The following is a 12,853-nucleotide window of genomic DNA, read 5'->3' as shown; positions in this document are numbered from 1 at the left end:
CTTCGTCTCTCCTTCAACACCCGTCATGCCCGGGCTTGTCCCGGGCATCCACGTACTTGTTTGGCTAACCTTGGGAAGACGTGGATGGCCGGGCCAAGCCCGGCCATGACGCCTGCGTTGACTCTTCTGCCTCCGCTGCAACCACCAGTTCCGGCTTGCCCGGCCGCACGACCGGCACGTTGCGCGGATCATGATCGGTCACGGTGGCGGCAAACGTCTTGCTGCGGCTGACCAGGAAATCGACGATGTGATTGCGCACCGCGTAATAGAGCGGATGGCGGTGCAGATCGATGCGGCCGCGATCCTTCGGCAGCGGATTTTCCACGATCTCCGCCAGCACGGCGCCCGGACCATTGGTCATCAGAAAAATCTTGTCGGCGAGATAGATCGCCTCATCGACATCATGGGTGATCATGAACGCGGTCTGCCCGGTCTCGAGGCAAATGCGCCGTACCTCGTCCTGCAGCGTACCGCGCGTCAGCGCATCCAGCGCCGAGAACGGTTCGTCCATCAGCATGATCTTTGGCGTGATCGAGAGCGCCCGCGCGATCCCGACCCGCTGCTTCATGCCCCCGGACAGCTCGGACGGGCGCTTGTGCTCGGAGCCGGTCAGTCCGACCAGGTCGATGAACGTCTGCGCATGCGCCTTCACCTTGGCGCGATCCCAGTTGCGCCATTTCGAGGTCACGGCATAGGCGACGTTGCCGAGCACCGTGCGCCAGGGCAGCAGCGCATGGCTCTGGAAGATCACGGCGCGATCAAGGCTCGTGCCTTCAATGGCCTGTCCGTCGACGATGACCGCGCCCTCGCTCGGCTCGTCGAGACCGGCCAGAATGTTCAGCACCGTGGTCTTGCCGCAGCCGGAATGCCCGATCACGCAGCCGAATTCGCCGCGCTTCATCGACAGCCAGAGATCCTCGAAGATGGTGGTCTCGCCGCCACCCACGCCCGGATAGCGCCGCGCGATCCCTTCGATGGAAATGAATTTGTCGGTCATCGCCATCACTCCGGGAACGTGACCATGCGCGTGAACCGCGCCAGGATCTGGTCGAGCAGCATACCGACGATGCCGATCATGAGGATCGCGATGATGACGTTGGTGATCGAGAGATTGTTCCACTCGTTCCAGACGAAATAACCAATGCCGGTGCCGCCGACGAGCATCTCGGCCGCGACGATCACGAGCCAGGCGATGCCGATCGAAATCCGCATGCCGGTCAGGATCGTCGGCGCCGCTGCCGGCAGGATCACCGTGAAGGCCCGCCTGACAGTGCCGACTTCCAGCGTGCGCGCGACATTGATCCACTCCTTGCGCACCGCGGCGACGCCGAACGCGGTGTTGAGCAGCATCGGCCACACCGAGCAAATGAAGATCACGAAGATTGCCGAGATCGAGGAATCCTTGATGGTGTAGAGCGCCAGCGGCATCCAGGCCAGCGGCGAGATCGGCTTCAGCACCTGGATGAACGGATCCAGCGCCTTGCTAATCAAAGGCGACATGCCGATCAGGAAGCCGAGCGGGATCGCGACGATGACGGCGAGAAAGTAGCCGAGGCCGACGCGCGCGATGGAATAGCCGAGCTGGATCCCGAGCCCCTTGTCGTTCGGGCCGTTGTCGTAGAATGGTTGCCTGAGGTGCTCCCACAATTTCGCGCCGACATCTGATGGACCCGGCATCGCCGACTTCCCCTGGGTCGCCGTCAGCCCCATCAGCTTGGCGTATTCCGGCGACATGTTGCCGACAGCGCCCGTCGAACGGGTGGCGAGATGCCAGATGCCGAGGAACGCCGCGAACAGCGCGATCGAAACCACGGCCGCGCGGAAGCGGAGGGATGAGGTCATGGTTGCGATATCCGTGTCCCGGGCGCGGCGCAGCACGAAGCGCAGCGCAGTGCTGCGCTGCTGAACCGGGACCCAACGAGTGCGAGGCGGTCCCGGCTTAGCGAAGCATCGCTACGCACTCCGTGCTGCGCGCTGCGTCGCATCCGGGACACGAAACCGGGCTTCATCACGACGCCTTCCTGATCTTGAAGCTGGCGAGATAATCCTCGGGCTTCGCAGGATCGAACGTTTTGCCCATCACCGAGAAACTCTTGGTGGTTGCCGTGGGCGGCGTCAGTCCTGCTTGCTTCATCAGCTTGGCGGCGTCGGTGGCGAGATAGACCTGCGCGGCAATGCCGGCATAGTCGATATCGCCCTTGATCTGCCCCCAGCGCTTCATCTGGGTCATGATCCACACCGCAAACGACTGCCACGGGAATGGATCGAAATCGACGCGGTTCGGCTGCGTGACGATGTTGCCCAGCCCATCGGCGAAGGTGCCGGTCAAAACCTGCTCCAGCACGATCGGCGGCTGATTGAGATAGTTCGCCGGCGCGATCGCAGCGGCAATCTCCTTACGGTTCTCCGCCTTGTGCGCGTACGCGGTGGCTTCGATGATCGATTTGAGCAGTGCGCCGTAGGTATTCGGCATCGAGGTGACGAATTCCTTCGACGCGGCGAAGGCGCAGCACGGGTGGCCTTCCCAGATGTCCTTGGTCAGGATGTGGATGAAGCCTGCCCCGTCAAACACGGCGCGCTGGTTCATCGGGTCGGGCCCGAGGAAGCCGTCGATATTGTCGGCGCGCAGGTTGGCGACCATTTCCGGCGGCGGCACCGCGCGGATCTGCACGTCGGCATCGGGATCGATGCCGTGCTCGGCAAGGTAATAGCGCAGCAAATAGTTGTGCATCGAGTAGTCGAAGGGCACCGCGAACTTGAAACCCTTCCAGTCCTTCGGATTGCGCTTGTCCTTGTGCTTGATCGACAGCGTGATCGCCTGGCCGTTGATGTTTTCCACCGCCGGCATGGTGTAGGGAATCGGATTCGAGCCGGCGCCCATCGTGATGGCGAGCGGCATCGGCGACAGCATGTGGGCCGCGTCGTATTCCTTGTTGATGGTCTTGTCGCGGATGACGGCCCAGCCGGCGGTCTTGATCACTTCGACGTTCAGGCCGTTCTTGGCATAGAACCCCATCGGCGCGGCCATGATGATCGGCGTGGCGCAGGTGATCGGGATGAAGCCGACCTTGAGGTCCTTCTTTTCCAGCGGCCCGCCTTGCGCGAATGCTTCAGTCGCGGTCTTGAGCGGGAAGAATTGCGATAATGCCGCCGCGGCGGTTGCCGCGCCAACCGATTTCAGAAACGAACGTCGCGCGACGTCCTGCGGGAACATCGCGCGCATCACGGCGGAGGCGACCACCCCTTCGTAGCGTTTCTGTTCGCTCGCGATGGCGGCCTGGGCCTGCAGTTGCGCGGCCTGGTGCTCGGCCTCGCTGACATGCTGGCCGCAGCTACAGCCACCGGCATGAAGACGACGGTTGGGATCGAATGGATTGTCGAAGGTAGACATCAGCCCTCCTGCGCGACGTTTGCCCCCTTATTAAGCAAGCCACATGCCAGCCCCGTTCTGCGGCGATGGCTCTGAGATCACAGGCATTCTGCTGACATTGGCGGCTACGAAAACTCGTGATACACGAAATGTCGTAGCTGAATTACGAGATTTCGGAGTATCAACCGGATGGATCTGGCCCTCGGCTCAACCGCGCCACCGCAGGATATCGAACTGCGCGCGGCGGCGTTCGAATTCGCGATCGAGCCCGCACTGCTGCTCGATCCCCATGCCGACCAGATCCTCGACGCCAATCCGGCCGCCTGCACCCTGCTCGGCTACGATCGCGCCTTGCTGCGCCAAACCAAGGTCAGCACGCTGCATGCCGGACAATTGCCTGTCCTGATCGTGTTCACGCAAGCCGTGCTCGACAAGGGCGCGTACTGGACCAACGCGCTGACCCCGCGCCATGCGACGGGACAAAGCCTGCGCCTGGAATACGCCGGCTCACTCGTGCCCGGCGACGGCCGCTCGCTGGTGCTGCTCACGATGAGCGATCTCGATGCGCGCCGCCGGCGCTATGTCGATGCAGCGGCCGAAGATCATATGCGCGGCGGGATCGCGACCTGGCAACGCGTCGAGCGGGTATTCCAGGACATCGAGCGCGAAAACCAGTTGATCCTGCGCGCCGCCGGCGAAGGCATTTACGGCGTCAACGCCGAGGGCAAGACCACCTTCGTCAATCCGGCCGCCGAGCGCATGCTGGGCTGGGGCGCGGAAGAATTGGTCGGCAAGGCAATCCACCCGATCGTTCATCACACCCATCATGACGGGCGGCACTATCCCGATCATGACTGCCCGATCTACGCGGCGTTTCGCGATGGCGCCGTGCACCAGGTCGAGGGCGAGGTGTTCTGGCGCAAGGATGGCACGCCGGTCTGGGTCGAATATACCTCAACGCCGATCCGCGACCGCGGCGTCGTGGTCGGCGCGGTCATCGTATTCCGTGACGTCAGCCAGCGCCGCGAGGCCGACGAGAAGCTGCATGCAGCGCTTGCCGAAGTCGATCGCCTGCGCGAGCGGCTGGAGCTGGAAAACGCCTACCTCCAGGAAGAAATCCGCATCGAGACTAATCCGCGCGGTATCATCGGCCAGAGCGAGGCCATCCAGAAGACGCTGCGCCAGGTCAAGCTGGTGGCGCCGACCACCGCCGCCGTGATGATTACCGGCGAGTCCGGCACCGGCAAGGAATTGATCGCGCGCGCCATTCATGAGGCGAGCAGCCGCCGCGACCGGCCGCTGATCCGCGTCAACTGCGCGGCAATCCCGCGCGAACTCTTTGAAAGCGAGTTTTTCGGCCATGTCCGAGGTGCCTTCACCGGCGCTATGCGCGACCGCATCGGACGGTTCGAGCTTGCCGACGGTGGCACGCTGTTTCTCGACGAGGTCGGCGAGATCCCGCTCGAGCTGCAGGGCAAGCTGCTACGGGTGCTGCAGGAAGGCAATTTCGAACGTGTCGGCGAAGAGCGCACCCGCGCGGTGGACGTGCGCGTGATCGCCGCCACCAACCGGGATCTCAAGCAGGAAGTGCAGCGCGGCCGGTTTCGCGAGGATCTCTACTTCCGCCTCAACGTGTTTCCGGTGGAATCGGTGCCGCTGCGCGAGCGGCGTGAGGACATTCCGCTGCTGGCGCAGCATTTCTTGACGCGCGAGAGCAAGGCGCTGAAATCCGAGTTGCGATTGTCGGAAGGCGATGCCCGCCGGCTTTCACGCTACGATTGGCCCGGCAACGTCCGCGAATTGCAGAACGTGATCGAGCGCGCGGCGATCCTCGCGCAGAATGGCCGTTTGCGCATTGACCTGCCCGAGGCGTCGGGCGCGCAGCCCTCCCCCGGCGCGGCGCGCGTGAAGGCCGATGCCCGACCGGTGGTCATGACCGCAACGGAAATACGCGCCCACGAACGCGCCAATATTCTTGCCGCGCTTCAGGCTTGTTCCGGCAAGGTGTTCGGCCCCGGCGGCGCCGCCGAGCTGCTCGACATCAAGCCGACCACGCTGGCCTCGCGGATCAAGGCGCTGGGCATTGCCCCGCGGCCGCGCGGATCCGCTTGCCCCAGCGGATAGACGCGGCCCTCGGGCTGACCCGGCACGTCGGTCATATGACCTGGCCGCCGGAGACTTCGATCCGCTGGGCGTTGATCCAGCGGTTGTCGTCGGTCAGCAGCTTCGCGATCATCGGGCCGATGTCATCAGGCACACCGACACGACCAAGGGCAGTCATGCCCGCGAACGTCTTGTTGAGATCTGGCGTGTCGCGGACGGCGCCACCGAGGAAGTCTGTCTCGATCGCGCCCGGCGCCACGGTATTGACTGCAATGCCGCGGCTGCCGAGTTCTTTCGCCATGTAAACGCTGAGGACCTCGACCGCCCCCTTCACTGCCGAATAGACGGAGAAGCCGGGGACAGAGATGCGGGTAAGACCGGAGGACAGGTTCACGATCCGGCCGCCGTCAGCGATCAGCGGCAACAGCGCCTGAGTGAGGAAGAACACGCCCTTAAAATGGACGTTGACCAATTTGTCGAACTGCGCCTCGGTCGTCTCCGCAATCGAAGCCATGTCGCCATGGCCGGCGTTGTTGACAAGGTGATCGAACGTATCGCGCTGCCAGGTCTTCCGCAGCGCCGTCCGCAGGTGCTCGGCGAAAGGCTTGAAAGCAGAGACATCGCTAACGTCGAGCTGGAGTGCGATCGCCCTGCGCCCCATCGCCATGATCTCGGCGACAACGGCTCGAGCGCCTTCCTCACGGCTCTGATAAGTGATGATGACGTCGCTACCCTCGCGGGCGATATTGAGCGCAGTGTTCCGGCCAAGCCCGCGGCTTGCTCCGGTGATGAGAGCGATCTTGGTCATGCTAGGCTCCTGTTGCTTGTGTGGCCGCGCTGATATGCAGCCCGGGAGCTGGCCTTTGTTGCCGGAACCTCGACGTTCTTTGCCTATTCCTACAGATCGAATTTACGCATCGGTTCAGGGGCGATAGGATCGCCGCATGACCGACACCCTCCTCAAGGCTGTTCGCCGCTATGCGGAAAACTATGCCGATCCGGCCGGGGTCGCTCGGACTCCGATTTCTGGCCTGACGACCATTCGTGCGACCGCACCGAGCGGCCTGGACTACGCGATCTCCCGACCGCTCGTGTGCCTCGTGCTGCAAGGAACCAAGCACGTGACGATGGGCAATCGGGCTTTCACCTTCCGCGCCGGCGACTCTCTGCTGATCACAGCTGACGTGCCAACGGTGAGCCGGATCACGCGGGCGAGCATCGCCGTGCCTTACTTCTCGCTTGTATTGGACCTGGATCCGGCGGTGATCGCGGAACTCGCCGTGGAGATGAAGGCGGTGCCGATCGCCGAGGGCGCGCCGGTGCACCACGAGCCGACCGATGCTGAGGTCACCGACGCGGCCCTTCGGCTGATGCGCCTGATTGAGCGCCCAGCATCGGTGCCGGTGCTGCGCGCGCAGTTGGTACGTGAGATGCACTACTGGCTCCTGGCCGGACGGCACGGGGCGGCGATCCGACGCCTTGGCTGGCCGGACGGCCATGCGCAGCGTGTAGCGCGCGCGGTCGCGGTGCTTCGAGCCGAGTTCACTCAGCCATTGCGGGTCGCGCGCCTGGCGGCTGTTGCCGGGATGAGCCCATCGTCCTTCCACCAGCACTTTCGCACCGTGACATCTCTTTCTCCGCTTCAGTTCCAGAAACAATTACGTCTGATCGAGGCGAGACGGCTGATGCTGTCGGATGGAGTAACCTCGAGCAGCGCGGCATTCGCCGTCGGCTACGAGAGCGTCTCTCAGTTCACCCGGGATTACGGGCGCATGTTCGGCTTGCCGCCCGTTCGAGACACCAAGGCGGCAAGGGGCAATGCCCAGGCTGCCTAAGCCGGCGATTCTTCCAGACGGAAGGCGCTCCGGGGCGCGGCAGCCGGCCAGTCTTCAATTTTGCATGCCACCTCCAGGATTCGGATCGCGAATAGGTACTTCCAATTCGATACAGTCCGCTCATCGATGCTTAACCCTGCTCCGCACCACGCCCTGCCCGCCAGCCCAAATTAACATTGTACTGGGATTCCCCATGCAACCTCTCCGGGCACTCCGGGGACCCGCATGCCATCCACCAATGACGAACCGCAACTCGAACTTCCGTTGCCGCTCCCTGCCCGGCAATCGTCGCGGCTCACGCCGGCGTTGCTGCTGCTCGGGCTGATCGGTGGCGGCGTCTATGCCGCAACCGATGCCGATCCGAAGTCCGCCGCGAAGATTCCCTCCCAGCCCGAAGACCTGTCGGCCAGTGTCGTCACCTTCATTTCGCCGGACGATCGCGCGGCCGTCGCTTCGGCGGTTGCCGCCCTGAAGGTCGCGCCGCCGCAACGTGCCGAGATCGAGCAGGCCGTCATCGAGCGTCGCCAACGGCTCGGCTGGATCGTCTTTACCGACAGCATGGACCCGGATGGCGACACGGTCGCGGTGGAAGCTTCCGGGCTGACGCAGCAGATCGTGCTGACCAAGAGCTGGACGCCGGTCGCGGTTGCTCTCACCGATAGCGGTCCAATCGGCGTTACCGCGGTCCGGGATGGACAAGGCGGCGGGATCACGGTCGCGTTCGCAACCAGCACCGGCACGATGCCGATGCGCATTTTGCGGCCCGGTGATCGGATCGAGGTGGTGCCATGATGGGAATGTCGCCCTGGCTCGGCCGGCTGATCCTGCTGCTGGCCCTCATCACCATCGACCACGCTTCGCCTGCGCTCGCCGTTACGCTGGTGATCGGCGCCGCGGTCGCGGCCACAGCCATCTTTCTCTATTGCGGTTCTTATCTCCCGAGGTTCGTCATGGATATTCTGGATCGGCTTTCCAACAAGAACAGTCTGCAACAGGCCTACGAGCAGCGAACCCAGAGCCTGATCACGATCAACGCCGACGATCTCGCCGCGCGCATCAGCGCCCGGGTCGTCGGCCAGGAGGACGCGATCAGGGCCATCGCCCAGCAATTGCGGCGGCGCATCGCGGCGCGACGGCTCGACAAGCCGGTGGCGGTGTTCTGCCTCGCCGGCGCGCCCGGCGTCGGCAAGACGCATTTCGCCAAGGTCCTTGCCGAGGAGCTTTACGGCGGGCGCAGCCATTTGCATTTCTTCGACATGAGCCAGTTCGGCCAGCCGCATGCGGCAGCGAGCCTGTTCGGCCAGGCCCGCGGCTATGTCGGCTCAAACAGCTACGGCTCGATGACGGCGGCGCTACGCGACGTTCCCAATGCGATCGTGCTCTTGGACGAGTTCGAGAAGGCGCATTCGGAAGTGCACAAGCGCTTCCTGACGGCGTGGAACGACGGCTTCATCACCGAAGTCAGCGACGGCGCCCGGGTCGCGACCAATGAAGCCATATTCATTCTCACCACCAACGCCGCCTCGCGGCGCATCGGCGAGATCGCCGAGCAAACCAACGAGACCGCGGAAGAACAGGGCCGGCTGGCGAAGGCGGCGCTTGGCGACGCCCAGTTCGCACCCGAAGTGCTGTCGCGGGTCGACGACGTCTTTGCTTTCCGCCCGTTGAAGGGATTGGACATCGCGCGCGTGGTCGCGCTGGAAATCGAAGCCATCGCACAGCAGTTCGGCTTGCGGATCGCGGGCGGCGGCATCGATCCGCAGATCCTGATGCGGGCGATCGACGTCCTCTCCGGCCGGATGCAGGGCGGCGTTCGTGACATGACCCGCGCCATCGAACGCCAGATCACCGACGGCCTGATCGACGCCCGCGCCGCAGGTGCCGCTGAAATCCGCCTGGTGCAAGACGGCGAGCGCGTCCGCATCGAGACCGTTCGCGGCAGCCGGGAGACGTCGGTGCCGAGCCTACAGCGCGCCAACGTTGGCTGACCATGGCTGGCCACTCTCATATTTTGCAGAGCGAACGGAAGAGCGCCCTCCGCGTTCTTCTCAATCTCTATACGACCAACGCCACCTTCCGCGGCTTCAGCGAATTCGCCGTCATCGGCGCGATCGTGCTCACGTTCATTCACGGGTTGCAGCCGTTCTCGATGATCGGCAATGCGGCGCGCAGCGCCGTCACGCCGCCGAAGCTGACCGATCAGGACATCAAGACACAAGGCGATATTACCAAATTCGCCCGCCGCGACAGCAGCATGATGCCGCAACTGGCCGACCTCGGGCTCGACGAGCGGTATTTTGCCGGAGATGCGGAGCCGCAAAGGGCCACGCTGACGGAGGCGTGGCGCGCCTATCGCGGCAAGAACTCACTCAAGGCGCTGGAACTGCTCGCGACGGCCGGATCGGATAATCCCCACGTGCTGCTGATCCGCGGACTGGCGATGATGGCGCAACCGCAAGGCGCGGCGCTTCGCAGCGGCGTTCTCACTCTCGAGCAGGCCGCGGGCAAAGGCGACGTTAAGTCCATGGCGGTCCTCGCCGTGCTCCACATCATAGGCGTGCCCGGCATTCAGCACGATCTGGAAAAAGGCCAGAAGCTCATTCTGAACGCCGCCGCCAAAGGTGATGTCGATGCCGCCCGCGTCGTCGGCCAGGGATATCTTTCGGGCTGGATGGGCAGCATCGATCCCACACGCGCCGCTAAATATTTCAGGTTCGCCGCCGATCGGGACGATGCGAAGGCCGCATTCTATCTCGCCGTCCTCTATTCCACGGGCCGGGGCGTAGCGAAGGACGATCTCGAGGCCGACCGGCTGACCGAAAAGGCCGCCGGGCTCGGCAACCGCGAGGCGCTGACATTCGTCGGAGTTCGCCGAATGCAGGCCTACGCGCAGGGCATTTCCGACGATCCGTCCGATGCCCTTAAATGGCTCGAGCGCGCTGCCGACCTGAATGAACCAACGGCGATGCTGACGCTCTCGATGTACTACACCGAATTTGCAGCCCGCTCTGGCAAGGCCGACGTCGCGAAAGGCGTTGGACTTCTGAAACAGTGCGTCGATCGGACGGCACACCCCTCTTGCGCGATGTCGTATGCCACTTTCCTGGACAACGGCTTCGGAAAACGCGACGTCAAGCAGATCTATGCGACGTATATGATCGCCAATCGCGACGGCCGGAACGACAAGGCCCGCAACCGAATCGCCGAGCTATCCAAGGAATTGTCCTCCCAGGAATTGATGCAAATTCATATGGAAGCGAACATGCGTCCGATGGAAGCAAACTCCAACCTGCCGCGATTTAGGGATGTCGCATCGCCATGATAATCAGGGCTGAGAAAATCGCCGCGCTGCTGTTCGCACTCTGTTTCGCCTACTTGCTCAAGAGCACGATCCTGGACTACGCGACAGAACCAAAAGTGATCGGCGGAGTCGATTTCGACAAGCCGATTCCGCAAGCCGTGCCCTGGACCCCAGTCTATTATCCGATGCTGCTATCGGCCGCCTTCGCCTATTGGATATGGCCAACGAGGTCGTATCAAAGCTTGGCGCTGAAGATGGCCGTCGGATCTTTTGCAACCGTTCGGACTGCCTATTTCACCTTGTTCGCTTCATTCCTGTGCGCAATCTTCGGGGAGTTCTATTCGTCTCTTCCGCACCTGACGAAGATGGAAATCCTGCTGGGGCCGGTGGGCGTTTTGCTGGGGGCATTGGGAGGAACGGCGATATTTGGCATCTTCTTCGCCATGGCCTTCATCTTGATCAGTGTTGTCGCCGGATGCCTGATCGTCCTCGTTGCCCATGCCGCATCAAAGTGCCTCGCATTGGCTTCGTCGGGACATTCGGACGAACCAGTGCGACTGGACGTTACCGATCCGGACGGAAACGGTTCTAGCGACGGCCGCCGATGGCGAATGGCGAGGCGCCAGGCAGCGAATTGATCTCGCTGTCGATGCGGCCCGACTGCTGGACATAGCCGACTCCAAGCGACAGGCTGAGATTCGACGTCGCCTGGAATTCGACGCCGGCATTCACGCTGGAGATCGGCAGCGTGCCGGACTTGGAGTCGAACGGCGCAAACGGGCCGCCGATGCCGGTATTGTATTTCAGCGTGTCGAACCCGGCATAGAAGGTGACGGGCAAGCCGCTGTTCTTGAGGCTGTAGCCGAACTGCACGCCTTCCCTGTAGAGCGAGCCGAAACTGCCGAACGCACTCTGGCTGAGGCCGTTGAAAGCGATGTTGCTGCGCTGGCTGCCGACAAACCAGCCGCTCGGAAAATTGTAGCGCGCATAGGAAGAGCCGTTTCCGGCATCGCGAAAATCGAAGCTCGGAAAGTTGCCGTAGCTGTCCGCGCTCTCGCCCGCATCGCCGCTGAAGCCCATCGGCCAGCCCGGGATCCAGTAATTTACCGGCGAGGCCTGGGCGTGGGCCGTTCGCGCGCCCAAGCACAGCATCGCCACGACCAATGCGAAACCCAATCTGCCTGAGAACATAGACATCCGCGCGACCACCAACTGCGCCGCGATTATACGCATTGGATGTCGGGAACGCCAGAGCGGCGCTGTGGCGCGGTTCCACCAACTCGCGCCGTGAGGCCAAGGCCGCAGGCCGGTGGCTGCAGTCCGATCTACAGAATCGGACTGCACCATCGGAGACTTCGTTACGCCGCCTTGGTGGTGAGCTTGGCCTCCATCGGCAAGCTTTCCTCGATCGGCAGCGATGGATCGCGCGACCATTCGTTCCAGGAACCGAAATACATCCGGACATCCTTCACGCCGGCGTTCTTCAGCGCGAGGAACGTGTTCGAGGCACGCGCGCCCTTGAAGCAGTAGAGATAGACCGGCGTACTCTGCGTGATGCCGACGGTGGCGCATTCCGCCAGAATCTCGTTCTTGGACTTGAAGCGTGGCCCTTCTGCGGTCGGCTTCATCATGCGGTACCATTCGAGCCAGACGGCGCCGGGGATGCGCCCCTTGCGCGGGCAAAAATCCTTGCCGTAAGGGGAAGAGCTTTCGCCGATCCACTCGTCGATGTCGCGCACATCGAGCAGCGCAATGCCCGGTTTGCCGACAGCGGCCAGCATGGTCTTGGCGTCGATCAGGATGTCGCCCGCTTCAGGTACGATCGCGAACGACGCCTTCAGCGGCGACGGCACGTCCTGAGTCACCGGCAGGCCGGCCAAGACCCAGGCATCGTAACCGCCATGCAGCACCTTGATCTTGGGATAGCCGAGCATGGTGAGAAGATAGTAGCCGCGGCAGGATTGCCCGAAGCCGGAATTCATCGATTGCTCGTAGATGACGGCGGTCTCTTTCCCCGAAAGTCCGGCGGCGCCGAACGCGTCGGCAAATTTCGTCTTGAGCTCGTGAATACCTTCCGGCGTCGACGTTGCGAGGTAGGTGAAGATTTCATGGACGTTGACGGCGTTCGGCAGATGCCCCGCGCCGTAAGCCTCGGGATTGCGGGTGTCGATGACGACACACGGCTCTTGCGTGAGGAATTCCGCGAGTTCGCCGGCAGTAATCAGAACGTCCGTCATGGCAGGC

General features: G+C 63.1%; 12 protein-coding genes. 6 read left to right on the top strand and 6 right to left on the bottom strand.

Annotated elements, in window-relative coordinates; genetic code table 11:
* Positions 1–64: 64 nt before the first annotated feature.
* From RX328_RS19780 to RX328_RS19770, 3 genes are all read right to left on the bottom strand, one after another.
* Complete coding sequence (locus tag RX328_RS19780; protein ID WP_213246007.1) at positions 65–997, bottom strand: ABC transporter ATP-binding protein; 933 nt, start codon at positions 995–997, stop codon at positions 65–67.
* Between the two features lie 5 nt (positions 998–1,002).
* Positions 1,003–1,842, bottom strand: coding sequence for a nitrate ABC transporter permease (gene ntrB / locus RX328_RS19775; protein ID WP_213246009.1), 840 nt, complete (start codon positions 1,840–1,842; stop codon positions 1,003–1,005).
* Between the two features lie 166 nt (positions 1,843–2,008).
* Positions 2,009–3,391, bottom strand: a complete 1,383-nt coding sequence (locus RX328_RS19770) for a CmpA/NrtA family ABC transporter substrate-binding protein (RefSeq protein WP_213246011.1) — start codon at positions 3,389–3,391, stop codon at positions 2,009–2,011.
* Between the two features lie 168 nt (positions 3,392–3,559).
* Here RX328_RS19770 and RX328_RS19765 point away from each other — a divergent pair, with 168 nt between their 5' ends.
* Positions 3,560–5,494, top strand: a complete 1,935-nt coding sequence (locus RX328_RS19765) for a sigma 54-interacting transcriptional regulator (protein WP_213246014.1) — start codon at positions 3,560–3,562, stop codon at positions 5,492–5,494.
* 31 nt (positions 5,495–5,525) lie between these two features.
* On the opposite strand, the gene RX328_RS19760 is transcribed toward RX328_RS19765, so the two are convergent.
* Positions 5,526–6,281 (bottom strand): SDR family oxidoreductase, encoded by a 756-nt coding sequence (locus RX328_RS19760; RefSeq protein ID WP_213246016.1) that lies wholly within the window; start codon positions 6,279–6,281, stop codon positions 5,526–5,528.
* Positions 6,282–6,417: 136 nt separating this feature from the next.
* Between RX328_RS19760 and RX328_RS19755 the strand changes: the two genes are divergently transcribed.
* From RX328_RS19755 to RX328_RS19735, 5 genes are all read left to right on the top strand, one after another.
* Positions 6,418–7,308, top strand: coding sequence for an AraC family transcriptional regulator (locus RX328_RS19755; RefSeq protein WP_213246018.1), 891 nt, complete (start codon positions 6,418–6,420; stop codon positions 7,306–7,308).
* A gap of 225 nt (positions 7,309–7,533) precedes the next feature.
* A complete protein-coding gene (locus RX328_RS19750; RefSeq protein WP_213246020.1) occupies positions 7,534–8,100 on the top strand; it encodes a hypothetical protein in 567 nt (188 codons plus the stop codon).
* Positions 8,097–9,296 (top strand): AAA family ATPase, encoded by a 1,200-nt coding sequence (locus RX328_RS19745; protein ID WP_213246021.1) that lies wholly within the window; start codon positions 8,097–8,099, stop codon positions 9,294–9,296. The genes RX328_RS19750 and RX328_RS19745 overlap by 4 nt, the downstream gene beginning before the upstream one ends.
* Before the next feature lie 2 nt (positions 9,297–9,298).
* The gene (locus RX328_RS19740; RefSeq protein WP_213246022.1) at positions 9,299–10,630 is read left to right on the top strand and encodes a tetratricopeptide repeat protein; all 1,332 of its coding nucleotides are present in this window, start codon (positions 9,299–9,301) and stop codon (positions 10,628–10,630) included.
* Between the two features lie 53 nt (positions 10,631–10,683).
* Positions 10,684–11,247, top strand: coding sequence for a hypothetical protein (locus RX328_RS19735; protein ID WP_213246023.1), 564 nt, complete (start codon positions 10,684–10,686; stop codon positions 11,245–11,247).
* Here the strand turns inward: RX328_RS19735 and RX328_RS19730 are convergent.
* Both RX328_RS19730 and RX328_RS19725 read right to left on the bottom strand, forming a co-directional pair.
* Positions 11,198–11,842: a hypothetical protein gene (locus RX328_RS19730; RefSeq protein WP_249725982.1), complete on the bottom strand. Its 645-nt coding sequence runs from the start codon at positions 11,840–11,842 to the stop codon at positions 11,198–11,200. The two genes, RX328_RS19735 and RX328_RS19730, sit on opposite strands and share 50 nt — an antisense overlap.
* 125 nt (positions 11,843–11,967) lie before the next feature.
* Complete coding sequence (locus tag RX328_RS19725; protein ID WP_213246024.1) at positions 11,968–12,846, bottom strand: sulfurtransferase; 879 nt, start codon at positions 12,844–12,846, stop codon at positions 11,968–11,970.
* Positions 12,847–12,853 lie beyond the last annotated feature (7 nt).

Source organism: Bradyrhizobium sp. sBnM-33, from assembly GCF_032917945.1.
Taxonomy (GTDB): Bacteria; Pseudomonadota; Alphaproteobacteria; order Rhizobiales; family Xanthobacteraceae; genus Bradyrhizobium.
This window is presented reverse-complemented; position numbering and strand designations above follow the sequence as displayed.